The sequence below is a fragment of the Marinobacter sp. JSM 1782161 genome (assembly GCF_011421605.1).
GTDB classification, from domain to species: domain Bacteria; phylum Pseudomonadota; class Gammaproteobacteria; order Pseudomonadales; family Oleiphilaceae; genus Marinobacter_A; species Marinobacter_A bohaiensis.
In genome coordinates this window covers 2,738,133-2,762,816 of sequence record NZ_WSSA01000002.1, presented here as the reverse complement: position 1 = coordinate 2,762,816, position 24,684 = coordinate 2,738,133, and the positions used below count along the sequence as shown (strand labels likewise).

21 protein-coding genes are annotated in these 24,684 nt (G+C 63.8%); 12 read left to right on the top strand and 9 right to left on the bottom strand.

All coding sequences use genetic code 11. The annotated features are described in order from the left end of the window. The first annotated feature begins 5 nt into the window (after positions 1-5). The 6 genes from GQB00_RS12315 to GQB00_RS12290 all read left to right on the top strand — a co-directional run bounded on the left by GQB00_RS12315 (position 6) and on the right by GQB00_RS12290 (position 6,586). Positions 6-1,670 carry a long-chain fatty acid--CoA ligase gene (locus GQB00_RS12315; RefSeq protein ID WP_165856418.1) on the top strand — a complete coding sequence of 555 codons (1,665 nt, stop codon included), beginning with the start codon at positions 6-8 and terminating at the stop codon, positions 1,668-1,670. A 336-nt stretch (positions 1,671-2,006) separates the two neighbouring features. Further along, positions 2,007-2,870 (top strand): branched-chain amino acid ABC transporter permease, encoded by an 864-nt coding sequence (locus GQB00_RS12310; protein ID WP_111493294.1) that lies wholly within the window; start codon positions 2,007-2,009, stop codon positions 2,868-2,870. A 2-nt stretch (positions 2,871-2,872) separates the two neighbouring features. Continuing rightward, a complete protein-coding gene (locus GQB00_RS12305) occupies positions 2,873-3,901 on the top strand; it encodes a branched-chain amino acid ABC transporter permease (protein ID WP_165856417.1) in 1,029 nt (342 codons plus the stop codon). Further along, the gene (locus GQB00_RS12300) at positions 3,894-4,661 is read left to right on the top strand and encodes an ABC transporter ATP-binding protein (RefSeq protein WP_165856416.1); all 768 of its coding nucleotides are present in this window, start codon (positions 3,894-3,896) and stop codon (positions 4,659-4,661) included. The genes GQB00_RS12305 and GQB00_RS12300 overlap by 8 nt, the downstream gene beginning before the upstream one ends. Then, positions 4,648-5,355 carry an ABC transporter ATP-binding protein gene (locus GQB00_RS12295; RefSeq protein WP_111493300.1) on the top strand — a complete coding sequence of 236 codons (708 nt, stop codon included), beginning with the start codon at positions 4,648-4,650 and terminating at the stop codon, positions 5,353-5,355. Before GQB00_RS12300 ends, GQB00_RS12295 begins: the two co-directional genes overlap by 14 nt. A gap of 73 nt (positions 5,356-5,428) precedes the next feature. Beyond that, positions 5,429-6,586, top strand: a complete 1,158-nt coding sequence (locus tag GQB00_RS12290; protein WP_111493302.1) for an ABC transporter substrate-binding protein — start codon at positions 5,429-5,431, stop codon at positions 6,584-6,586. A gap of 59 nt (positions 6,587-6,645) precedes the next feature. Here the strand turns inward: GQB00_RS12290 and GQB00_RS12285 are convergent, their stop codons facing one another. Further along, positions 6,646-7,101 carry a MaoC family dehydratase gene (locus GQB00_RS12285; RefSeq protein WP_165856415.1) on the bottom strand — a complete coding sequence of 152 codons (456 nt, stop codon included), beginning with the start codon at positions 7,099-7,101 and terminating at the stop codon, positions 6,646-6,648. Positions 7,102-7,253: 152 nt separating this feature from the next. Between GQB00_RS12285 and GQB00_RS12280 the strand changes: the two genes are divergently transcribed. After that, positions 7,254-8,288, top strand: coding sequence for an NADP-dependent oxidoreductase (locus GQB00_RS12280; protein WP_111493306.1), 1,035 nt, complete (start codon positions 7,254-7,256; stop codon positions 8,286-8,288). Between the two features lie 119 nt (positions 8,289-8,407). Here GQB00_RS12280 and GQB00_RS12275 read toward each other — a convergent pair whose 3' ends face one another. The 3 genes from GQB00_RS12275 to GQB00_RS12265 all read right to left on the bottom strand — a co-directional run bounded on the left by GQB00_RS12275 (position 8,408) and on the right by GQB00_RS12265 (position 11,846). After that, entirely contained in the window at positions 8,408-9,169 is a 762-nt protein-coding gene (locus GQB00_RS12275) for a class II aldolase/adducin family protein (RefSeq protein WP_165856414.1), read from the bottom strand. A 327-nt stretch (positions 9,170-9,496) separates the two neighbouring features. Continuing rightward, a complete protein-coding gene (locus tag GQB00_RS12270; RefSeq protein ID WP_165856413.1) occupies positions 9,497-10,639 on the bottom strand; it encodes an acyl-CoA dehydrogenase family protein in 1,143 nt (380 codons plus the stop codon). A gap of 10 nt (positions 10,640-10,649) precedes the next feature. Continuing rightward, positions 10,650-11,846, bottom strand: a complete 1,197-nt coding sequence (locus GQB00_RS12265; protein ID WP_165856412.1) for an acyl-CoA dehydrogenase family protein — start codon at positions 11,844-11,846, stop codon at positions 10,650-10,652. 517 nt (positions 11,847-12,363) lie between these two features. Between GQB00_RS12265 and GQB00_RS12260 the strand changes: the two genes are divergently transcribed. Beyond that, positions 12,364-13,674, top strand: a complete 1,311-nt coding sequence (locus GQB00_RS12260; protein WP_228160477.1) for a DcaP family trimeric outer membrane transporter — start codon at positions 12,364-12,366, stop codon at positions 13,672-13,674. A 274-nt stretch (positions 13,675-13,948) separates the two neighbouring features. Here the strand turns inward: GQB00_RS12260 and modC are convergent, their stop codons facing one another. The 5 genes from modC to GQB00_RS12235 form a co-directional block, all read right to left on the bottom strand. Continuing rightward, entirely contained in the window at positions 13,949-15,058 is a 1,110-nt protein-coding gene (gene modC, locus GQB00_RS12255; RefSeq protein WP_207950678.1) for a molybdenum ABC transporter ATP-binding protein, read from the bottom strand. Next, positions 15,051-15,746, bottom strand: coding sequence for a molybdate ABC transporter permease subunit (gene modB, locus GQB00_RS12250; protein WP_165856411.1), 696 nt, complete (start codon positions 15,744-15,746; stop codon positions 15,051-15,053). The genes modC and modB overlap by 8 nt, the downstream gene beginning before the upstream one ends. Positions 15,747-15,751: 5 nt before the next feature. Further along, positions 15,752-16,525: a molybdate ABC transporter substrate-binding protein gene (gene modA / locus GQB00_RS12245; protein ID WP_165856410.1), complete on the bottom strand. Its 774-nt coding sequence runs from the start codon at positions 16,523-16,525 to the stop codon at positions 15,752-15,754. 74 nt (positions 16,526-16,599) lie between these two features. Then, positions 16,600-16,971, bottom strand: a complete 372-nt coding sequence (locus GQB00_RS12240) for a winged helix-turn-helix domain-containing protein (RefSeq protein WP_111493318.1) — start codon at positions 16,969-16,971, stop codon at positions 16,600-16,602. Between the two features lie 69 nt (positions 16,972-17,040). Then, entirely contained in the window at positions 17,041-18,246 is a 1,206-nt protein-coding gene (locus tag GQB00_RS12235; protein WP_165856409.1) for a 3-oxoadipyl-CoA thiolase, read from the bottom strand. Positions 18,247-18,432: 186 nt separating this feature from the next. Between GQB00_RS12235 and GQB00_RS12230 the strand changes: the two genes are divergently transcribed. The 4 genes from GQB00_RS12230 to GQB00_RS12215 all read left to right on the top strand — a co-directional run bounded on the left by GQB00_RS12230 (position 18,433) and on the right by GQB00_RS12215 (position 24,681). Continuing rightward, positions 18,433-19,773 (top strand): hypothetical protein, encoded by a 1,341-nt coding sequence (locus GQB00_RS12230; protein ID WP_111493322.1) that lies wholly within the window; start codon positions 18,433-18,435, stop codon positions 19,771-19,773. Between the two features lie 326 nt (positions 19,774-20,099). Then, entirely contained in the window at positions 20,100-20,924 is an 825-nt protein-coding gene (locus tag GQB00_RS12225) for an IclR family transcriptional regulator (protein ID WP_111493324.1), read from the top strand. Positions 20,925-21,241: 317 nt separating this feature from the next. Continuing rightward, a complete protein-coding gene (locus GQB00_RS12220; protein ID WP_165856408.1) occupies positions 21,242-23,335 on the top strand; it encodes a 3-hydroxyacyl-CoA dehydrogenase NAD-binding domain-containing protein in 2,094 nt (697 codons plus the stop codon). Between the two features lie 161 nt (positions 23,336-23,496). Further along, positions 23,497-24,681 (top strand): acetyl-CoA C-acyltransferase, encoded by a 1,185-nt coding sequence (locus GQB00_RS12215; protein WP_165856407.1) that lies wholly within the window; start codon positions 23,497-23,499, stop codon positions 24,679-24,681. Positions 24,682-24,684 lie beyond the last annotated feature (3 nt).

The window sequence follows — 24,684 nt, the reverse complement described above, 5'->3', positions numbered from 1 at the left end:
AAGAGATGTTTGAAAGACACCACGGGGTCTGGCCCCAGGATCTGCCCAAGACCATGACGCTGCCCCAGACCAGCGTGTTCACCAACCTGGCCATCGCGGCCCTGCGCTACCCGGACCATCCGGCGATCATCTTCTACGACCGAGTGATGACCTATCGCCAGTTGCTGGAGGAAGTCGAGGCGCTGGCCGGTTACCTGCAGGCGCAGGGGGTAAACAAGGGCGACCGCGTGCTGCTGTACATGCAGAACTCGCCGCAGTACGTGGTGGGTTACTACGCCATCCTGCGGGCGGACGCGGCGGTGATCCCGGTGAACCCGATGAACCGGGCCGCCGAGTTGGAGCACTACATCAGTGATACCGACGCGACCGTCTGTCTGGCGGGCCAGGAACTGGCCGGTTTTATCGCGCCGCTGGTGGGCAAGACCCACCTGGAAACGGTGGTGGTGGCCGCCTACCGCAGCTACATCGATCCCGAGACGGATCTCAATCTGCCGGCGGAAGTCGCCGCTCCGGCCGCCCCGCTGGACGCCCCCGGCCTGGTGAGCTGGGACGAGGTGATCCGCGCCGGCCACGTGCCCGGTCCGCACACCGCCGGTCCCGACGACGTGGCCGTGATTCCCTACAGCTCCGGCACCACCGGCGCCCCCAAGGGCTGTACCCACGTGCACCGGGGCGTGATGGCGACCGCCGTGCACCGCGCCTTCTGGAACCTGAGCACCGCCGACACGGTGCAGCTCTCCACGCTGCCGTTCTTCCACGTCACCGGCATGACCGGTTCCATGAACAGCCCGATCTTCTCCGGCTCCACCTCGGTGATCATGACCCGCTGGGAGCGCAACACGGCGGCCAGGCTGATCGAGCGTTACCGGATTACCGGCTGGACCAACATCGTCACCATGGCGGTGGACTTCCTGTCCAACCCGGAGCTGGCCAACTACGACATCAGCAGCCTCAAGACCATCGGCGGGGGCGGCGCGGCCATGCCGGCGGCGATTGCCGACAAGCTCAAGACCCTCACCGGGCTGGACTACATCGAGGGTTACGGCCTGTCCGAGACCATGGCGGCCACCCACATCAACCCGCCCGACGCGCCCAGGACCCAGTGCCTGGGGATTCCGGTGTTCGACGTGGACTCGCGCATCATCGATGTGGACACCCTGGAGGAGAAAGGCCCCGGCGAAGTGGGCGAGATCGTCAGCCATGGCCCGCAGGTCACGGTGGGCTACTGGAATCGGCCCCAGGAGACCGAGGCCGCCTTCATCGAGCTGGACGGCAAACGTTTCTTCCGCACCGGCGATCTGGGCTACTACGACGAGGACGGCTATTTCTTCATGGTCGACCGGGTCAAGCGCATGATCAACGCCTCCGGCTTCAAGGTATGGCCGTCCGAGGTGGAGAGCCTGATGTACCGGCATCCGTCGATCCACGAATGCTGTGTGATCTCCGCGCCCGACCCCAAGCGGGGCGAGACCGTCAAGGCCTGCATCGTGCTGACGCCGGAAGCCGAGGGCTCCGCCACGGCGGAAGACATCGTGGCCTGGTGCCGCGAGGAGATGTCCGCCTACAAGGTGCCCCAGCTCATCGAGTTCGTCACCGAGCTGCCCAAGTCCCCCACCGGCAAGGTGATGTGGCGAGCCCTGCAGGAGCAGGAGTGGCAGCAGTCCGCCTGACGGCGACGCGTCGCCCTTAATGGCATATGGCCCGATACCGTCGGTTCGTCCGGTGGTGTCGGGCTATGGCCTGATACACCCTCATTCAGTTTCACTATAACGCCAAAATCCCAACCAATGGTCCGCAGAGTGGAATTGCATTCTGTATATTGACAGGCGATCTGCTCGGTGTACTCTTGGAAGAAAGGTGATATTAAAAACTAAAACGTCTCGATCGGATTAGAAAACCAGCGGTTCAAAGGAGTCGATCAAAGGCTCCGATTTCGATAACAACTTCCGCCGGTATCCCAAAGCCAGCGGCATCCAATAACAACAACTTGCCAAGAGGGGGCTGATTTGAACCTCTTTTTCCAGAACATCGTGAACGGGCTGACGCTCGGGAGCATCTACGGTCTCGTAGCGCTCGGGCTGACCCTGGTTTACGGCATCCTGCATATTCCCAACTTCGCACATGGCGCGCTCTATATGGTCGGCGCGTTCATGTCGTACTTCTTCATGGTGGATCTCGGTGCGCATTACTGGATCGCCATGCTGGGTTCTGCCGCGGTCGTCGCGGTGCTGGCCGTGCTCTGTGAGCGGCTGGTGTTCCATCCCCTGCGGCATTCGCCGCCCATCCACGACAAGATCGCCGCCATCGGCATCCTACTGTTCCTGGAAGCGGTGGTGCAGATGCTCTGGGGAGCGGACTTCCGCCGCATGACCACGCCGTTCATGGGCATCATGAACTTCGACGGGCTGATCATCCCGCAGCAGCGGGCGCTGATCATCGTCGGCGCCATCGTGCTGGTGATCGCCCTGCAGTGGTTCCTGCGCAAGACCATGACCGGCGCCACCATCGTCGCCATGGCCCAGAGTCGCGAGGGCGCCTTCCTGGTGGGCATCGACGCCAACCGGGTGGCGATGATGACCTTCGCCATCTCCGGCATCCTGGCCGCCTTCGCCGCCACGCTCTACGCGCCGATCAACCTGGTGTACCCGGCCATGGGCCACGTGGTGATCATGAAGGCCTTCGTCATCATCATCCTCGGCGGTATGGGCAGCATTCCCGGTGCCATCGTCGGCGGCATGATCATCGGCTTCGCCGAAGCCTTCGGCGGCTTCTACATCTCCAGCAGTTACAAGGACATCATCGCGTTCGGCCTGCTCGTGGCGATCCTGTCCTTCCGTCCGCAAGGTTTGTTCGCGAAGGGGGCGCACTGATCATGTTGAAATTCGCATCCCTGCTCACTCAGCCGGCGACCAAGTACGCCCTGATTGTCCTGGCGCTGCTGTTCCCACTGGTCGCCAGCAACGAGTACCAGGTCTACGTCATGGCGTCGGCCTTCATCTGGGCCATTGCGGTCTACGGCCTGAACATCATCACCGGCTACTGTGGCCAGCTGAACCTGGCCCACGGCGGTTTCTTCGCCCTGGGCGCCTACACCCTGGGCCTGCTCAGCGCGGATTATGGCTGGAGTTTCTGGCCGGCGTTCGTCGCCGCGCTGGTGATGACCGCTTTCATCGGTCTGCTGGTGGGCGTGGTGTCCCTGCGCCTGAAGGAGCACTACTTCGCCATCTTCACCCTGTGCGTGGGCTTCATCATGTACATGCTGATGGACAAGTGGGAGGAACTGACCCACGGCCCCATCGGCGTGCGTGACATCGCCGCGCCCCACGGCTTTGGCCTGGTGGATTTCACCGAGACCACACCCTTCTACTACCTGGTGCTGGCGTTCCTGGTGTTCGCCATGTGGTTCATGGGCAAGCTGTCCCGTTCCCTGCTGGGCCGGACCTTCATGGCCATCCGCAACGGTGACGAGCTGGCCCAGTCCCTGGGCATCAACCTGATGCGCAACAAGACGATGGCGTTCGTGCTGTCCACCACCTACGCCGGCATGGCCGGGGCCCTGTACGCGGGCATGGTGCGCTTCATCGGGCCCGAGGACGGCAACATCCTGCACACCTTCGACATGATCACCTACCTGCTGGTGGGCGGCATCGGCACCCTGTCCGGCCCGCTGGTCGGCACCCTGGGCATCGTCTGGCTGACCCAGTCCCTGCAGTTCCTGGAAGAGTACCGGATGATCCTGTTCGGTCCGCTGCTGGTGATCCTGGTGATCTTCTTCCCCCGCGGCATCGTGGGCTCCTTCCTCGGCTGGCTGCATCGTCGCGCTCAAAGTGCCGCATTGCCGGCGGCCAAGAAGAAGGAAAGCCGAATCCAGACCGGCAAAGGGGTCGAGAACAATGCTTAAGATCGAGAACCTGACCAAGATGTTCGGTGGCCTGGCGGCGGTGAACGACGTGTCCGTCGAGTTCGAGGCCAACAAGGTCAACGCCATCATCGGGCCCAACGGCGCCGGCAAGAGCACCTTCTTCAACCTGGTGGCCGGCACCCACAAGCCCACCTCCGGGCGGATTGTCCTGGACGGCGAGGACATCACGCCGCTGCGCTGCGACTTTATCGCCCAGCGCGGGGTGGGGCGCACCTTCCAGACCACCAACCTGTTCGAGCAGGCGACGGTGCTGGATAACCTGATCGTCGGTCACCGGCTGCGCACAACCTCCGGCCTGTGGGACGTGCTGATCAACTCGAAGCGCCTGCGCGCGGAAGAGAAAGCCTGTCGCGACAAGGCCCGGGAAGCGCTCGATTTCGTCGGCCTGAGCCATGTGGAAAACCGCTTCATTGCCGACATCACCCAGGAGGAGCGCAAGCGCGTGGCGTTTGCCCTGGCCCTGGCCACCGATCCCAAGATCGTGCTGCTCGACGAGCCCGCCGCCGGGGTGAACCCGGAGGAGACCGAGGGGCTGGCCGACCTGATGCGCAAGATGGTCAACCACGGCCTCACGGTGTGCCTGATCGAGCACAAGATGGACATGATCATGGGCATCGCCGACAAGATCATGGTGCTCGACCACGGCGAGAAGATCGCCGAAGGCACGCCCAAGGAAGTCCGGGAGAACCCGGTCGTGATCGAAGCCTACCTGGGGAGTGACGAAGATGCTGCAGCTTAGGAACGTCGACGTCTGCTACGGCAGCTTCAAGGCGCTCAGCCAAATCTCGATGACCGTGGACTCCGGTGAGCTGGTGGTGCTGCTGGGAGCCAACGGTGCCGGCAAATCCAGCCTGTTCAACGCCATCAGCGGCCTCAACAGGCCGGCCGCCGGCGAGATCGAGTTCGAGGGCCAGCGCCTGGACGGGCTCAAGCCCAGCGGCATCGTGTCCGCCGGCGTGGTCCAGTGCGCCGAGGGGCGCAAGCTGTTCCCGCAGATGAGCGTGATGCAGAACCTGATGATGGGTGCCTACGTGCATCGCCGGGACAAGGCGGGCAACAGGAAGCACCTGGAAGAGGTGCTGGAACTGTATCCGATCCTGCGCGAGAAGGCGGATGAGCCGGCGGGGTCCCTGTCTGGCGGTCAGCAGCAGATGGTGGCCATCGGCCGCGCCCTGATGAGCCGGCCGCGGCTGCTGATGCTGGACGAACCCTCCCTCGGCCTGGCCCCGCTGGTGGTGCGCCAGATGTTCGAAACCATCCAGAAAATCAACCGTCTGGGCACCACGGTGCTGCTGGCGGAACAGAATGCGTTTGCGGCCCTGAAGATTGCCACCCGGGCCTACGTGATGGAGAACGGCCAACTGGTCATGGAAGGCGACCGGGACACCATGCTGGGCAACGAAGAGGTCCGCAAAGCGTATATCGGCGCTTAAGGAGCCCGTCAGAAAAGATCGACCTGGAACGCGATAAATCCAACAACAAGACGCAATACCCAAGGAGAACACAATGAAAATGCTGAAAAAACTTGGTCGTGCCGTTGCCGTTGCGACACTGGGGGCGGGGTTGTCCACCGGTGCCATGGCGGAATCCACTGTGAACATCGGCTTTACCGGCCCGCTCAGTGGCGGCGCCGCGCTGTACGGTGAGAACACCCTGTCCGGCCTGCGTATGGCGGCGGACGAAATCAACAGCAGCGGTGGTTTCCAGATCGACGGCGAGACCTACAAGCTTAACCTGATCTCCCTGGACGATCGTTATTCCCCGTCCCAGGCGGCGACGAACGCCAAGCGCCTGAAGCAGGAATCCAACGTGCCGGCCGTCTTCGTGCCGCATTCCGGTGGCGTGTTCGCGCTGCAGGACTTCAATGAAAAGGACGACTTCCTGGTAATGGCGTACACCAGCGTGCCGACGGTCACCGAGAAGGGCAACAGCCTGACTCTCCGTATCCCGCCGACCTTCGACGGCTACGTGCGCGCCTTCACCAACTACGCCCTGGGTCACGAGGGCAAGAAGCTGGCCATGGGCGGCGCCACCCACGAGTACGCCAAGATCTGGGCCAAGATGATCGAGCAGGAATGGACCGGCAAGGGCGGTGAAGTGGTTGCCCAGAACCCGATGGACTACAACAAGTCCGCCGACTTCTACACCGGCGTCAGCCGTCTGGTGGCGTCCAACCCGGACGTGATGTTCGTCGGCGGTGCCTCCGAGCCCACCGGTCTGGTGGTCCAGCAGGCTCGCCAATTGGGCTTCCAGGGTGGCTTCATCGTCATGGACCAGGCCAAGATCGACGAAGTGGCCAATGTGGCCGGCGGTGTGGAGATGATGGAAGGCGCCATCGGCGTGGTGCCGCTGTCGGTGTATGAAACCGCCGCCGCGCAGGATTTCATCAAGCGCTACCAGGCTGAGTACGACAAGATGCCGGGCTCTGAAGCCGCCTACAACTACCTGGCCATGTACGGCCTGGTGAAGGCGATGGAACTGGCCGGCACCACCGAAGCCAAGGCCGTGCGCGCCAAGATGGGCGAGGCCATGGGCCAGCTCAAGCCGGAGCACAACCCGTACGAAGTCACCACCGTGACCGATAAGGGCGGCTTTGTCACCGAAACCACCCTGGCGGTGGTGGAAGACGGCAAGATCGTGCAGAAGCCGATCGAAGGCGAGTAAGCGCCGGGTAGGAAAAAAGGGGCCCTGTGGATGGCCCCTTTTTTTGTTGGTCCGGCTGCCTAGCGCACGTACATCACCAGGTTTTCCGCCACACAGGCGGGTTTGTCCTCACCCTCGATCTGCACCTCGGTGTTGTAGGTGGCCAGCACGCGTTGCTCGTCCACCGCGCTGAGGTCCTTCAGGGTGATCGCTGTGCGGATGGCCGAGCCGGATTTGACCGCCGCCGGGAAGCGCAGCTTGTTGAGGCCGTAGTTGATGCTGGCGGTGGTACCGGTGACGTGCATTGCCCCCTGGTTGAGCAGGGGAATCAGGGACACGGTCAGGAAGCCGTGGGCCACCGGGCTTTTCCAGGGGGCTTCCCGCGTCGCCCGCTCCACGTCCACGTGGATCCACTGGTGATCGCCAGTGGCGTCGGCGAAGGCCTGGATCATGTCCTGGGACACGGTTTTCCAGGGGCTGTGGCCGATCAGCTGGCCGCGGTATTGAGACAGGTCATCCAGGGCAATCTCTTTCATGTCGAATCCTGTTTTTGTTTGATTTAGTTTCGCACTGTAATACTTGATTCCGCATTCATTCTGGCGAACCGGTCAGCCGGGTGCAACCGCTTTGACGGCGCCCGCTTGGGCCCCATCAAGTATTCAAGCCACACGATAAGGAGAGCACGAACATGGCCAGCAACCAGCAGATTATCCTTGCCGAGCGTCCCACCGGGATGCCGGACGACAGCCACCTGGTCCTGCGGGAGGCGCCCATGCCGGAGCCGGCCGAGGGCGAGGTGCTGCTCAGAACGATCTACCTGTCGCTCGACCCGTACATGCGCGGTCGTATGTCCTCGGCGGCGTCCTACGCCAACCCGGTGGAGCTGGGGGACGTGATGACCGGCGGCACCGTCAGCGAGGTGGTGGAAAGTCATTTCGATGGCCTTGAGCCCGGCGACCTGGTGCTCAGTCACAGCGGCTGGCAGAGCTATGCCACCGCGCCGGGCAAGGCCCTGCGCAAGCTGGACCCGCAGGCAGCACCCATCTCCACCGCGGTGGGCGTGATGGGCATGCCGGGCTTCACCGCCTACGTCGGCCTGCTCGATCTGGGCCAGCCCAAAGCCGGCGAGACCGTGGTGGTTTCCGCCGCTGCCGGGGCCGTGGGGCAGGTGGTCGGCCAGATCGCGAAGATCCAGGGCTGTCGCGTGGTGGGCGTGGCCGGCGCCGACGACAAGTGTCAGCACGTGGTGGACACCTACGGGTTCGATGCCTGCGTGAACTACAAGGACGACGACTTCGAAGCCCAGCTCGACAAAGCCTGCCCCGATGGCATCGATGTCTACTTCGAGAACGTCGGCGGCAAGGTGTTCGACGCGGTGATGAAGCGGGTCAACGTGTTCGCCCGCATCCCGGTGTGTGGCCGCATCGCCCATTACAACCAGACCGAACTGCCCGAAGGGCCGGATCGCCTGATTCCGTTCATGGGCAAGGTGCTGGTCAAGCGACTGATGCTGCGCGGCTTTATCCAGACCGATCACCTCGAACGCCAGCCGGATTTCCTTGAGGACATGGCGGGCTGGATTCGCGATGGCAAAGTGCAGTACCAGGAGGACATCGTCGACGGGCTGGAAAACGCGGTGAGTGCTTTTCAGGGGCTGCTGGAAGGCAGGAACCGGGGCAAGATGCTGGTTCGGGTGGCTGATGACCCGACTCGCAAGGCCTGATGTCGACTTTTAATGTAGCCGATGCTTCAGCTTCGGAGCGGACGACAGTCCGCCGGACTTATCCGGGAGCCTTACGGCTCCTCCGAAGCTAAAGCTCCGGCTACATGGCTCCGGGACCTTTAGACCGCATACCCCGGGTTCTTGCTGTCCAGCAGCCGCAGCAGCGCCGGCCAGGTCAGCCTGGCGGCCTTGCCCAGCGACTGGGACTGCTCTCTGGTGGTCTCGATCGCTGCGTCCGTTGGCATGAAAGTCGGCCCACACGCCTGTGCTTTCACCTGGATCTCGCACGCCTTCATCAGGAAATAGAGGTAGGTGAAGGTTTCGGGCACGTCGTGACCGGTGGTTAGAATGCCGTGATTGCGCAGGATCAGCATTGATTTGTTGCCAATGTCGGCGATCAGGCGCTCCCGCTCGTCCAGGTTCAGGGCCACGCCCTCGTAGTCGTGGTAGGCCACGTGATCCAGGCACAGCATGGCGGTCTGGCTTAGCGGCAGCAGGCCGTCGCGATGCGCGGACACCGCCACCCCGTCCGCCGCGTGCAGGTGCATGACGGCACCGGCGTCTTCCCGACCCATATGAATCGCGCTGTGTATGGTGAATCCGGCCGGATTAACGCGTGCGAGTCCGCCGGCCTCCACCACCTGACCTTCCTGATCCACCTTCACCAGCGACGACGCGGTGATTTCGTGGAACAGTAGCCCGTAAGGGTTGATCAGAAAGTGATGCTCGGGGCCGGGGACCCGTGCCGACAGGTGAGTGAACACCAGGTCGTCCCAGCCGAACAGCGCTACCAGCCGATAGGCCGCGGCTAGGTCGCACCGGGCCTGCCATTCCTGTTTGCGCAATGCCTTGTCCTGTTCTTGTTGTTGGGGGGATTGCATAAGGCCTCCTTTATCGTGAGGGCGGGAGCGGGCGGCTCCGTAAGGTGTAGCAGAAGCTTTGGATTCTGAGCCACCAGTGGTGGCCGGACCGTATTGATTCCCTCGTCTCTGGTTACGAGGCGGGTCATCCGTCTCATAGTGGACGCCCTGAGGGGCGCTCCGAAACCAGAGTTTCGGCTACATTCAAGGCCGCTTTGAGCAAGCCGTGAGACGAAAAAGGGGGCGGCAAAGCCGCCCCCGTAAAATTGGGTCTCCAAGGGGATTGGCGCCCTTCGGGCAGAACAGGCACCGGAGACCCAGCTCCTCGCACAGAGAACGGTTTGGCGTTTACGAGGCTTCCAGCAGGCCCGCGTAACGCTCCAGGTGGTGATCGTCGTCACCGAACTGGTGATTGATCATGATCAGACGCTTGGCGTAGTGGGCCAGGCTGTATTCCCAGGTCATGCCGATGCCGCCGTGCAGCTGGATCGCCTGTTCGGCGATGAACTGACCGGCGCGGCCGGTCACGTTCTTGGCGGCGGCCAGGATGCGGTCGCGCTCGTCGCTGGCGTCGTCGTTGGCCACGCTGGCGGCCAGGATCGACATGGAGCGGGCCTGTTCCAGCTCCGAGCTCATATCGACCATGCGATGCTGCAGCACCTGGAACTTGCCGATGGGTACGCCGAACTGTTTGCGCGTCTTGAGGTATTCAAGAGTGAGCTTGATCGACTCTTCCATCGCGCCCACCGCTTCGGCGCAGAGCGCGGCCACGGCACGGCCGGCCTGGTACTGGATCACGGGACCGGCCTGGCCCTCGGCACCGATCAACGCATCGGCGCCCACCTGTACGTTGTTTAGGAACACGTCACAGCCCTTGGCGCCGTCCATGGTCGGGTAGACCCGGCGTTCCACGCCCTCGGCGTTGGGATCGACGGCGAACAGGGACACGCCGCTGTCGTCGCGGCTGTCGCCGCCGGTGCGGGCCGAAACCAGGATCAGGTCAGCCGCGTGGCCGCCGATCAGTACACCTTTGCGACCGTTCAGGACATAGCCGTCGCCAGACTTCTCGGCGCGGGTCTCGACGTCGTTCAGGTTGTAGTGGCTCTGGGGTTCGTCCAGGCCCACGGCGATTTTCAGTTCGCCGGTGGCGATGCGGCTCAGCCAGTCTTCCTTCTGGTTGTCGTTGCCCGCCTGACTGATCAGGCCCCCGGCCAGCACTACCGTCTGCATGTACGGTTCCAGGCACAGGCCGCGACCCAGCTCGGTCATCACCGACTGTACGTCCACGCCGGAGCCGCCGAAGCCACCCAGCTCTTCCGGGAAGGGCACGGCGCACAGGCCCAGCTCACCCAGCTGTTTCCAGAAGTCCTCGCTGTAGCCCTGTTCGCTTTCGCTGAATTTCAGGCGCTTTTCGAATTCGTACTCACCGCGGACCAGGCGCGCCACGGTGTCCTGCAGCATCTGCTGCTCTTCATTCAGATTGAAGTCCATGGGTGCCTCCTTACAGTCCGAGAATCATCTTGGTGACAATGTTCTTCTGGATCTCGTTGGATCCGCCGAAGATCGACAGCTTGCGCATGTTGAAGTACTGCGGTGACAGCGCGGCGCCGTCCTCGTCGGACAGGTGCTCGCCCTCGTAGGCCAGATCCAGCTCCTCTTCCACGAACGGCTGGGCGTAGGGCCCCAGGGCACGGCGGGACAGGTCGGTGATGGTCTGGCGGATCTCGGTACCGCGGACTTTCAGCATGGAACTCTCGGCACCCGGCACGCCGCCGCCTTCAACCGAGGCGATGATGCGCAGGTTGCTGATGGAGGCAGCCATCAGGTCGATCTCCACCTGGGCGATGCGTTGCGCGAAGGTCGGGTCCTCGATCAGCGGGCGACCGTTCTTCTGCTGGCGGCCGGCGATGGCCTTGAGGTGGCTCAGTGCCGCCTTGGAAGCGCCGATGCCGGCCAGGCCGGTACGTTCGTAGGTGAGCAGGTACTTGGCGTAGGTCCAGCCCTTGTCTTCTTCACCCACGAGGTTGTCCACAGGCACTTTGACGTCGTCGAAGAAGACTTCGTTGACCTCGTGCTCGCCGTCCAGGGTGATGATCGGGCGCACGGTCACGCCCGGGGTGTCCATGTCGATCAGCAGGAAGGAGATGCCTTCCTGGGCTTTCACCTCGGTGTTGGTGCGCACCAGGCAGAAAATCATGTTGGCGTGCTGGCCCAGGGTGGTCCAGGTCTTCTGGCCGTTGACGATGTAGTGATCGCCGTCGCGCACCGCGCGGGTCTTCAGGGACGCCAGATCGGAGCCGGAGCCGGGCTCGGAGTAGCCCTGGCACCACCAGTGCTCGCCGCTGAGGATGCGCGGCAGGTAGTGCTGCTTCTGTTCTTCACTGCCGAACTTGATGATCACCGGCGCCACCATGTTCACGCCGAAGGGGATCGAGCGGGGCGCGCCGTAGCGGCAGGACTCTTCGTCCCAGATGTGTTTCTGCACAGCCGTCCATTTCACACCGCCGTATTCTTCCGGCCAGTGAGTGGCGTACCAGCCCTGCTTGACCAGGATCTGTTGCCAGCGCTCGTGGTCGGCGCGGCTCATGCGGCGCCCCTGCTTCACCTTGGCAGCGATGTCCGCCGGCAGTTTTTCCTCGAGGAAGGTCCGGACGTCGTCCCGGAAGGCCAGCTCATCGGCCGTGTAGTTCATGTTCATCGATCAACCTCTCGGTGCGTTCTCTTGTTGTTGAGACTTTTTTGAACCCTTTTGAGCCCCTTTGAGGCTCTCATCGAGCTGAGGGCTCTCATTGAGCTCGTGGCGTCGAGATTCATTGCGAGACCGGTTTTGCATTAATGCGAAAACAGATACCGCATAGCAGAATTAAGGTAAGGATGAATGAAGGGGTTTGGCCTGTCAATTGCCCAGATCATGATCTTTTACAGAAAAAGCACGTTGCTGGGCAAAATTTGGTTTTAAAAGGTTGAGGATGGAAAGTGCTTTGTCTATATTCGAAAACACGGAAGCCGGTATTGCTTAGCGGAACTGAAAATGCAAAAAGTACCGCATAGCGAAACTCACGGACGAGCAGTGATCGAACCGGCGCTCTAAAAACAACAACCAAGCACCCGGGAGGACGCGCCGACCCAAACGGCGTCTCAAGGCGTCAGAGCAAGGCGGTCTGCAACTTCCAGCGATACAACAACAAGAGACGAGGTTTGCAATGACAACAAAAATGGGCTCATTCCGAGCACATCCCCTCACCCGTGCCGTTACCCTGGCAACCTTCCCTCTGCTGGCGGCCATGGCCACCACGGCGGCCGCCCAGGATTCCCAGGACGAAGAAATGGAACAGCTGCGCCAGCGCGTGGAGCAGTTGGAAAACACCCTGCAGGGCGCTGTGTCGTCCGCCCCCGAACTGCGTGAGGACGAACCCTATATCCTGCGCGAGGGCGATGGTCTGAAGATCGGTGATACCACCATTTCCTTCGGCGGCTTCATCAAGGCCGATGCGTTCTTCGGGTCCGGCGGTGATGGCACGGTCAACACCTACTCGGTCGGTCTGCCCCGTAACTTCGCCGCGGCGGCCAACTCCGGCAGCAACGAGTGGAAAACCGGTTTCTCCGCCCGGGAGTCGCGCTTCAGCTTCGGTACCCAGACCGCCGATGTGGCCGGTCACACCCTGCGCACCTACCTGGAGATGGACTTCAACCAGGCCGACGACTCCGATGGCAACGAGGTGGTGTCCAACAGCTACGCCCCGCGTCTGCGTCAGGCCTACGGTAACTGGAATGGCTGGGAATTCGGTCAGACCTACACCACCTTCTCCGACCTGGCGGCGCTGCCGGAAATCCTGAACCAGGGCAAGATGGCGGCGTTCCTCTATGTCACCCAGCCCCTGATCCGTTACAACATGGCGGCGCCGGGCGGCAAGTTCAGTGTGGCGCTGGAAAACCCGGAAGACGGCTTCGGCACCACCTCCTATGACGACCAGTCCTATCCGGACCTGACCGCCCGCTACCAGCTGCGCTCAAAGTACGGTATCTACTCCATTACCGGCCTGCTGCGTAACCTGGAAGACGATGACGCGGACGACGAGGATCTGGCCGGTGCCGTGGCGTTGAGCGCGCGCATCCCGACCTTCGGCAAGGACGACCTGCGCATGCAGTACAGCTACGGTGCGCTGGGCCGCTACATGGGTCTGTTCACCTACCCGGACGTGGACCTGGGCGCCCAGGCGGCGGGTGAAGTGGACGCGCTGAACGTTTACGGCGCCACCGTGGCGTACCGTCATTTCTGGACGCCGACCTGGCGCTCCAGCGTCGTGGGGTCACACACCGAGATTGTCGACGACCTGGCGTTCTCGCCGTCCGGTACGCTGAGTTACTTCGATTCCAGTACCTCGGCCCACGTCAACCTGATCTGGCAGGCCCACAAGAACCTGGAGCTGGGCGTGGAATACGCCTACTGGGACTTTGGCGAGATCGCCACCGACGGCAGCCAGCAGTATGAGCAGGTTATGGCGTCGGCCAAGATGTCCTTCTGATCAGTCGACCGCGGATAGAGAAAGGGGCCGGCTCGACCGGCCCGCCTTCTGATTTATCTCAGTTACTCCGTCGTTTTGCCCATTGCCCCGGCGCGTTTGCTCCGGGGCTTTTTTGTGGGTGCCGGTGGGGATCGTCGGGGCAATTTAGCAGAAGCTTAAGCTTCTGAGGCGCCGTTGGCGCCCCGCGTGTTGAGTCGCGTTACGGGGCATCCGGCCGTCCGGAGGACGGCTTGGAAGCCAAAGCGTCTGCTAGATTGATGGTCTTCCGCAGCGCTCAGCGCCGTAACGCAAACGCCACTGTCTTCACCAGTGCCGTCACGGTCTGCCCCGGGGCCAGTGCCATCTCCTCGAAGGATTTCCGTGTCAGCCTCGCTCGCAGCGCCTGCTCGCCCACCTGCAGCCGTACTTCAATGGCGGCGGGGCTGTCAGGCAGGGTGGCGGTGTCGGTGATGCGCGCCTGCAGCTGGTTGCGGTAGGACGAGCCGGTCTGCGGTGCCAGCGCCAGGGCTACGTCCCGCACCGGGATGCGCAAGCGCAGGCGCTCGCCGAGCCCGGCCTCGACCGCGGGGATGGTGAGAAGCTGGCCGTCGTCGAGCGCGAGCTGCGTCAGGCCGTAGGCGGTGTCCTGAACGTCCACCCGGGCATCGAGCACCGACGCGGCGTCGAACCCACCCAGATAACGGGTCAGGTCGAAGCGCATCAGCAGGTCGTCCAACGGGCCGTCCGCCACCACGCGTCCGGCATCCATCAGCACCAGATGATCGGCGATGGCGGTCAGCTCTTCCGGATCGTGACTGACGTAGACAATGGGAATGTCGATGTCCCGGGCCAGGCGCAGGATGAAGTGCAGCAGCTCCTGCTTGCGGGCGCCATCCAGGCCGGTCAGGGGTTCGTCCATCAGCAGCAGGCGTGGGTTGCTGAGCAGGGCGCGGCCGATGGCCACCCGACGCGCTTCGCCGCCGGACAGGGTGGCGGGGAAGCGATCCAGCAGTTGAGCGATGCCGAGCAGGTCGACAATGTCGCCGAAACGCGCGGCGTCCGGCCGGGGCATGCCGTAGGTGAGGTTGCCGCGCACACGGTAGTGGGGGAACAGGCGGGCTTCCTGGAACACCACGCCCAGCCGGCGGCGATGTGGGGGCACAAACACGCCCGCGCTGCGATCCACCAGGGTGTCATCGCCCAGGCGGATCGCGCCGCTCTCGGGCTTGTCCAGGCCGGCGATCAGGCGCAGCAGGCTGGTCTTGCCGCTGCCGGAGACACCGAACAGGGCGGTGACGCCGGAACCGGGCAGCGTCAGCTCGGCGCGCAGCCGGAAGTCCCCCTGGCGATGATCGACCTGTAATTCCAGCGGTGCGGCTTCCTTCATCGGGTGGGCGTCAGTCATCGCGTCCTCTCAGGCGGCGGCGGGCCCGGCGTGCCAGCCATTCCGAGGCGATCAGCGACACCATGGCAATGACGATGGACAGCACGCACAGCCGCGCCGCGGCGCTCTCGGCCCCCGGCGTCTGGATCAGGGTGTAGAGCGCCAGCGGCAGGGTGCGGGTCGCGCCCGGAATGTTGGCGGCGAAGGTGATGGTGGCGCCGAACTCCGACAGGGCGCGGGCGAAAGCCAGCACGGAGCCGGTTAGCAGCCCGGGCAGGGTCAGCGGCAGTGTGATGGTGAACAGCACGCGCCAGCGGCCGGCGCCGAGGGTACTGGCGGCGGCTTCGAGCTGGGTGTCCACCGCTTCCAGCGACAGCCGCACCGAACGCACCAGCAGCGGAAATGCCATGACGCCGGCGGCCAAGGCCGCGCCCTGCCAGGTGAACGGCAGCTGAATGCCGAAGGTGCTGTCCAGCCATTGCCCCAGGAACCCGCGTCGGCCCAGGGCCACCAGCAGCAGGTAACCCACCACCACCGGTGGCAGCACCAGCGGCAGGTGCAACAGCCCGTCGAGCAGCGCCTTGCCCGGAAAGGTGCGGCGCGCCATCAGCCAGGCGAGGGCAATCCCCGGGACCAGGATCCAGGCCAGGGCGCTGCCGGCCACCTGCAGGCTGATGCGGATGGCGTCCCATTCGGCGGGCGTCAGCATGGTGATCAGTGCTCGGCCGCCAGGGGCGAGAAGCCGAAGCGCTGGAAGATGGCCATGGCCTCCGGTCCGGCCAGCCAGCGGCGGAAGTTATCCACAGCGTCGCTGTGGGGCGGACCGATCAGCGCCGCCGGGTAGGTGATGGTCTTGTGGCTGGACTCCGGGAACAGGCCCAACTGGCGCACTGCGTCACTGGCTTTGGCGTCGGTCTGGTAGACGATGCCCAGCGGCGTTTCGTCGCGCTCGACCAGGGCCAGTGCCGCACGCACGTTATCGCCCCGGGCCAGGCGGGCCTGCAGGTCGTCCCACTCGCCCAGGGTCTGAAGCGCCTGTTTGGCGTAGATACCGGCGGGCACGTGATCCGGATCGCCCACCGCGACCCGCTCGCCGGGTTTGAGCAGGCTGGCGATCGGTGCACCGGCGCCGGGGGTGAACGCCTGCGTCGCACTGTCTTTCGGGGCGATCAGCGACAGCCGGTTCTGCAGCAGGTCAGCGCGCTGGTTGAGCGTCACGCCCTGGTCGGCGAGCCAGTCCATCCACTTTTCGTTGGCGGAGAAGTACAGATCCGCCGGGGCGCCGTTGGCGACCTGGCGGGCCAGGGTGGACGACGAGGCATAGACCGGCACGACGTCGGCGTCATGGTCCGCCTCGTAGGTCTCGGCCACCGCGTCCATGGCGTCGGTCAGGGACGCGGCGGCGTAGACGTTGATACGGGGGGCTGCGGTGCTGGAACCGGCGAACAGCAGGCCGGCCAGTGACAGGAGAAGAGCACGAAAGAGCATGATGGCTACCGTTATGTATAAATGGAAATAACGGAATCACTATAGCGGCTGATCGACAAGGCGCCAACCGGTGCCTATTGATCCGGGTCGTCTGCCAGCAGGGTCATCAGGGCCTGGGCTTCGGGGGTGGCTTCCGGGGCCATGCGGGCTTCCAGGGCGCGAAATTGCGCCAGCACCTGACGGCCGAGATCGGTCAGCTCGGCGCCGCCATGCCGGCTGCCGCCGGTGGCGGTCGTGATCACCGGTTCCCGGAAATGCTGGTTCATGGTGTGGATCAGTTGCCAGGCTTTCTTGTAGCTCAGCTTCATCTCGCGGGTGGCCGAGGCTATCGATCCGGTGCGGCCCACCGCCTCCAGCAGGTCCGCCTTGCCCGGACCGATGACCACATCCTTGCCGGATACAAGACGAAGCTGGAAGCGGGGCTGTTTATGGAGAGTGCGGGTCATGCCGGTCTTCTCTGCTGAAAAGACCGGTTCTACCACGATGTTGGCGGGAGCGACAGTCGGCGGCCTCAATCAGTCCGTTACGCGCTCGATCACGGCGGCGATCCCCTGGCCGACGCCAATGCACATACTGATCAGGGCGTAGCGGCCGCCGCTGCGCTCCAGCTGGCGCGTGGCGGTGAGGGCAATGCGCGCGCCGGATGCCCCCAGCGGATGACCCACGGCGATGGCGCCGCCATTGGGGTTGAGGCGCGAGTCGGTGGGATCGATGCCCAGTCTGGTGGTGCAGCCCAGCACCTGGGCGGCGAAGGCCTCGTTGATCTCGATCACGTCCATGTCGGCGATACCCAGGCCGGCGCGGGCCAGGGCCTTCTCGCTGGCGGGTACCGGCCCGTATCCCATGACGTGCGGCGACACCCCGGCGATGGCCGCGGAGACGATGCGCGCCCGGGGCTGCACGCCGGCTTTCTCGCCGGCTTCCCGCGACCCGACGATCAGCGCCGCCGCGCCGTCGTTGACACCGGAAGCGTTGCCGGCGGTCACCACACCGCCGTCGAACAGGGTGCGCAGCCCGGCCAAGGCTTCCAGGTCGGACTGGGGGCGCGGATGCTCGTCCCGGGCCACCGCAACCGGCGGCTTCTTGCGGCCCTGGGGCACCTCGATGGGCAGGATTTCCTCGTCGTAGAACCCGTCCTTGAGGGCCGCGTCATAGCGCGCCTGGCTCTGGGCGGCGAAGCGGTCCACCGCGTCCCGGGACAGCTCCAGCTCGCGGGCGATGTTGTCCGCCGTCTGCGGCATGGTGTCGTTGCCGAACGCGCTTTCCACACGCGGGTTGGGGAAGCGCGCGCCGATGGTGCTGTCGAAGGCGCGGAAATCCCGGCTGAACGGGGACTCGCTCTTGGCCATTACGAACGGTGCCCGGCTCATGCTCTCCGCGCCGCCGGCGACAAACAGCTCACCCTCACCGCAGCGCACGGCCCGCGCGGCGTCGATGATGGCCGCCAGTCCGGAACCGCACAGGCGATTGACGGTAAGGCCGCCGGCCTCGACCGGCAGACCGGCCATCAGGCCTGCGTGGCGGGCCAGGTTGCGGGCGTCCTCGCCGGCCTGGTTGGTGCAGCCGGCGATGACGTCTTCATACAGCGCCTTGTTGAAATCGTTCCGTTCGACCACGGCCTGGATGACGCTGGCCAGCAGGTCGTCGGGGCGGACCCGGGCGAGGGCGCCGGCGTGGCGGCCGAAGGGGGTTCTCAGACCATCGTAAATGTAGGCGGACATGGCATCTCCCGGATTCTTGTGGGTCTCACGTCGCAGCGGCCGGTTTGGGCAGCTGAAGTGAGACTTGTGTTGTTGGAAATGTTTCTATAGTTTCGTTAAGCGGAATTTAGTTTTGAATAATTAAAACAAGATTAATCGGGGGATTGTGCAAATGCAACCAGTGCCAGCGGCCCCTAACGAGGCGTCATGACCCGTCTGGCCCTCCCGTTCGCGGTGGTCTGCGAACTCCTGTCGTTGCTCAGCGGGTGGCGCCCGCTCAGTCTGGTGTCCGGCGGCGCGTTCCTGGTGTATTTCCTGGTCCGGCTGCCACAGCTGGAAGGCTATGCACGCTATTTGATGTCCGTGTCCGTGCTGACGCTGGCGGGCCTGGTGCTGGCGGGACGCCTGACGGCGGCGCAGTTGGCCGATGCGGCCTCGGCGGCGGCCTTCTACGGCGCGTTTCTGGGCAGCCTGGGCACGATGCAGTGTCTGGTAAAGCGGTTCGAGGTGCTGCGGCGGGTTCACGATGTCCTGCTGCGGGGGCGCTCGCTGTGGCTCTACCCCAAGTACGTGGCCACCAGCTGTGGGGTGGCGTCGGTGCTCAATTTCGGTGTCATGAACCTGCTCTGCGGGGCGCTCTCCGACACCCTCGATCAACGCGGCATCAGCGGCGAGTCCCGTTTGCGCTGGCTGCGCAGCGTGTTGAGCAGCACCTTGCGCGGCTTTGCGCTGGTGCCCCTGGTGGCCCCCACCAGCGTGGCCGTGGCCATCATCACGCGGGAAGTACCGTCCCTGAGCTGGAGTCAGATGCTGCCCTACAGTGCGGCGGCCGCGGTGCTGTTCCTGCTGGTGGGCTGGGCGCTCGAATTCCGGCGTTTCCGTCGGGTCAGCGCCGAGCGCACAACCCTGGACGGCTGGCCGGCGGGCACCGGGCGCCTGCTGGCGCTGGTTGCGGTGGTGTTCGGGTTGATGGCAGCGCTGGTCTGGCTGACGCCGCTGAATGTGTCCCGGGCGGCGATGTTGTCGGTCCCGGCGGTGACCTTCGTCTATCTCTGGCGCAGCGATGGCGCCGTGTCCCGGGCCGCAACGGAATGGAGTGGCAGCATCGCCGGGCTCTATAACGAGATTGCGATCTTCGCGGCGTCGGCGGGACTCGGCGTGGCCCTGTCGGCCCAGGTGCCGCCGGAGCTGCTGTCCCAGTGGCTGGAGGGTCGTGCCAGCGATGTCATGCTGGTGGCCGCCGGTGTCCTGATCCTGCCGCTGTGCGCGTCGGTCGGCATTGCGCCGATCACGGTGCTGAGCTTCCTGTCCGGACTCTTGTCGCAGCTGGTGTTGACCGGACTTGACCCGCTGCTGGTGGCGGTGTCCCTGGTGGTCGGGTTCTCCCTGGCGATGATGCTGTCGCCGTTCGGGCCTTCGGTGATGCTGCTGTCGCGGTTCGGCAAGCTGTCCCGGTGGGTGGTGGCTTTCGGCTGGAACGGCCTGTTCGCGCTGGTTTCGATACCGCTGATGCTGGCGCTGCTGTGGGGCTGTCAGTGGCTGCGTTAGGCCGCCGTGGGCGGCTTTTTCAATTTACTACATATTTCGCATGTTAAAATATCGAGCCATGAACTAAGGTGCGGTCAAGGGTATTCCGGGCGTTGGCGAAATAGCCATGAGACAAAAAGAAAGTCTGTTTCAAGTTTGGCACATATTTTGATTGATCTCGGTGGTACTCGGTGCCGAGTCACCGTAAAATGAAGAAAATTTCAGCGAATGGAGCAAGTGGGTCACCGTAGCGACGCGGCGTTCAACGTCTGCAGAGCGGTTGGTCAGTGGAAGCGACCACACCGTCGAACGTCAGGGCATCGGCTGTGGGAAACACTAGGCAATCTATGACAGCAAAACAGAAAATCGAATCCGATCTGGCCCTGGCCAGCGGGGAAGGGAAAACCGAAGCACCGGAAAAAGACCGCAAGTTCGTCGAGGCACTGTCCCGTGGCCTGGACGTGCTGCGCGCCTTCAGCCAGGGCTCGGTGATTCTCGGCAACCAGGACATTGCCCGCATCACCAGCCTGCCCAAGCCGACCGTATCCCGGATGACCTACACCCTGACCAAGCTGGGTTACCTGAGCTACAACCCGGTGCTGGAGAAGTACCAGCTCAGCTCCGGCGTTCTGGCGCTGGGTTACGCCTACGTCTCCAACCTCAAGGTGCGTCAGCTGGCCAAGCCCTACATGGACGAGTTCGCCCGCCGCACCAACATGTCCGTGGGCCTGACCTGCCACGACCGCCTGCACATGATCTATGTGGAAAACCGCATGCCGCCGGAAGCCACGCTGCTGCGCATGGAAATCGGCCTGCGCCTGCCCATGGCGACCACCTCCGCCGGTCGCGCCTACTGCGCTGCGATCAGCGAGAGCGGCCGCAAGATCCTGATGGACGGCATGGCCAAGAAATACGGCGACCAGTGGCCGGAGAAGAAGGAGGGCCTGGAGCGGGCCATGGAAGAATACCGCACGTCCGGTTTCTGTCTGTCCCTGGGCGAGTGGGACCGCAACATCAATTCTGCCGGCGTGCCGGTGCACCTGGAAGACGGAACCACCATGGTTCTGACCTGCGCCGCGCCGTCCTACCTGATCTCCGGCGAGAAACTGCGCGAGTCCATCGCCCACCAGCTGGCGATGCTGGCCAGTGACATCGAGGCGCTGGGCGTCTAAGTCCGCTTCTTCGTCGAGCCAACGAAAACCGCAGGTTCCGGCCTGCGGTTTTTTTGTGTCTGACATTCCTCGAATTGCGGCCCGGCCAAGCCCCGGGCCGCCCTGCGGACGGCTCGGAAACGGGCTTTTCCGCGACACCGATTCCGCCGACGCCTCGTCTACGCTTCTCCAAACCGGTTTTCCTGATCCGTCATTCGACGCTGTGTCTCAATTTGCGGTTGAAACAGACGCCCAAAATGGTTTAAAACGTTTTTAGATTTCGCTTAATAAAACTGCATTCCATATAAAAGCGTTTAGACAAGTATAAGGAGAACGCTATGTCAGAGGTCGTCACCTATCAACGCGAAGGCGCCGTTGGCGTCATCACCGTGAACTATCCGCCGGTCAACGCCCTCGGTCATGCCGTACGCTCCGGTCTGCTGGGCGCCCTGGAACAGGGCCAGGCGGACGCCGAGGCGAAGGCGCTGCTGCTGGTCTGCGAAGGTCGCACCTTCATCGCCGGTGCGGATATCCGCGAGTTCGGCAAGCCGATGCAGGAGCCGGGGCTGCCGTCGGTGGTGGACGCCTTTGAGAACAGCGACAAGCCGGTTGTCGCCGCCATCCACGGCACCGCCCTGGGTGGCGGTCTGGAAATGGCGCTGGGTTGTCACTATCGCGTGGCCCTGGACAGCGCCAAGGTGGGCCTGCCGGAAGTGAAGCTGGGTCTGCTGCCCGGCGCCGGTGGTACGCAGCGTCTGCCGCGCGTGGCCGGGGCGCAGGTGTCCCTGGACATGATCACCACCGGCAATTTCGCCTCCGCCGCCGACGCGTTGGCCAACGGCATTGTCGATGCGGTGGAATCCGGTAGCGACGCGAAGGCCGTGGGCCTGGCGTTCGCCCAAAAGGTCATCGACGACGGCAAGCCGGTGCGCCGGGTCCGTGAGCTGACCGATAAGGTCGATGCCGAAAAGGGCAGCGACATCTTCGACCAGTACCGTGCCGGTCTGCAGAAGAAAGCGCGCGGCCTGTTTTCCCCGTTCAAATGTGTGGACGCCGTGGAAGCCGCGTTCCAGCTGCCGTTCGCCGAGGGCATGAAGCGCGAGCGCGAGCTGTTCATGGAATGCATGGAATCGCCGCAGCGCGCCGGTCTGGTTCACGCCTTCTTTGCCGAGCGTGAAGTCTCCAAGGTGCCGGGGCTGTCCAAGGACACCCCGGTGCGCGACGTGAACAGCGTGGGCATCATCGGCGCCGGCACCATGGGCGGCGGCATCGCCATGAACTTCGCCAACGTCGGCATCCCGGTGCGCCTGCTGGAAGTGAAGCAGGAAGCGCTGGATAAAGGCCTGGCCATCATCCGCCGCAACTACGAGAACACCGCGAAGAAGGGCCGCATCACCCAGGAACAGGTGGAAGAGCGTATGGCGCTGATCCAGCCGACCCTGGCCTATGACGACTTTGCCGACGTGGACCTGGTGATCGAGGCGGTGTTCGAGAACATGGGCGTGAAGAAGGACATTTTCGGCACGCTCGACAAGGTCTGTAAGCCGGGCGCCATTCTGGCTTCCAACACCTCCACCCTGGACATCGACGAGATTGCCTCCGCCACCACGCGCCCGCAGGACGTGGTGGGCATGCACTTCTTCAGTCCGGCCAACGTCATGAAGCTGCTGGAAAACGTGTGCGGCAACCAGACCGCCGACGACGTCAAGGCGACCGTGATGGCGGTGGCCAAGCGCATCAAGAAAGTCGGCGTGCTGGTGGGCAACTGCTACGGCTTCGTCGGCAACCGCATGCTGCACCAGCGTGGTGCCGAAGCGATTAAGCTGGTCAACGAAGGCGCCTCGCCGCAGCAGGTGGATAAGGTCCTGACCGACCTTGGCTTCCCCATGGGGCAGTTCGCCATGTCCGACCTGGCGGGCATCGACGTGGGCTACCGCATTCGCGAGGAGCGCCGCAAGGCGGGTGAGGACATTCCGCCCAGCTGGATGGACAAGCTCGCCGAGCAGGGCCGTCTGGGTCAAAAGACCCAGGCCGGCACTTACCTCTATGAAGAAGGCAGCCGCAAGCCGATTCCCGATCCCGACGTGGACGAGCTGATCGCCGAGTTCCGTAAGGAGCAGGGCATCGAGCCACGCGAGATCAGCGATCAGGAAATCCTTGAGCGCTGCATGTACGTGATGATCAACGAAGGCGCCAAGATCCTGGACGAAGGCATCGCCGCCCGAGCCCTGGATGTGGATATCGTCTGGATCTACGGCTATGGCTTCCCCGCCTACCGCGGCGGTCCTATGTTCTGGGCCGACCAGGTGGGCGTGAAAGAGATCTTCGACACGGTCAAACGTTTCCACGACACCTTAGGCGGTGCCCAGTGGGAGCCGGCACCGCTGCTGGAGCGCCTGGCGAACGAAGGCAAGACCTTCGCCAGCCTCTGATCCGCGCCGATCACGAAACGCGCGGTTCCTTGTGCGGCGGTCGTCCTGCGGGGCGGCCGTCGGGTTCTCCGGCCGGCCGTGCGTTTCGCCCTAAGCCACGCTGTTTGCTTGCGCGAACAGCGTCGAGATAACAACCACAAAACGCTTCCCAGGAGGCTCTCATGTCAGATGCCGTCATCGTTTCCACCGCTCGCACCGGTCTGGGTAAATCCTACCGGGGCGCCCTGAACAACACCCACAGCGTCGATCTGGCCGGTCACGTGATCCGGCACGCCGTGCAACGCGCCGGTATCGAATCGGATCTGGTCGAGGACGTGATCCTCGGCGCCACCTTCCACGAAGGGGCCCAGGGCAAGAACATGGCCCGTCTGGCCGCCGTGCGCGCCGGTCTGCCGGTGACCACCGCCGGCCTGTCCATCAACCGCTTCTGCAGCTCCGGCCTGCAGTCCATTGCGCTGGCGTCCCAGCGGGTGCTGTCGGAAAAGGTGCCGGCCATGGTCGCCGGCGGCGTCGAATCCATCAGCCTGGTGCAGAACGACAAGATCAACCAGTTCCGCGCCAGCAATGAATGGCTGATGCAGAACAAGCCGGAACTCTACCTGTCGATGATCGAAACGGCCGACATCGTCGCCAAACGCTACGGGATCAGTCGCGAGGCGCAGGACGAGTATGCCCTGATCAGCCAGCAGCGCACCGCCGCGGCGCAGGAAGCCGGCTACTTCGACGACGAGATCGTGCCCTACGACGCCACCATGCTGGTGAAGGACAAGGAGACCGGCGAAGTCAGCGAAAAGCAGGTCACGCTCACCAAAGACGAGTGCAACCGTCCGAATACCACGCTGGAAGGTTTGGCGGGCCTGAACCCGGTGCGAGGCGACGATCAGTTCGTCACCGCCGGCAACGCCAGCCAGCTGTCCGACGGCGCCTCCGCCTGTCTGGTCATGGACGGCACCTACGCCGAGAAGCACAACATCGAGCCGATGGGTATCTTCCGTGGCTTTGCGGTCGCCGGCTGCGAGCCGGACGAAATGGGCATTGGCCCGGTCTACGCCATTCCGCGTCTGCTTGAACGCACCGGCCTGACCATGGACGACATCGACCTGTGGGAGCTGAACGAGGCGTTTGCCTCGCAGGTGGTCTACTGCCGCGATCGTCTGGGTATTCCGATGGAGAAGCTGAACGTCAACGGCGGCTCCATCTCCATCGGCCACCCCTACGGTGTCACCGGCTCCCGCCTGACCGGCCATGCGCTGATCGAAGGCAAGCGCCGCGGCGCCAAGTATGTGGTGGTCACCATGTGCATCGGCGGCGGTCAGGGGGCGGCCGGGTTGTTTGAGGTGGTTTAAGAC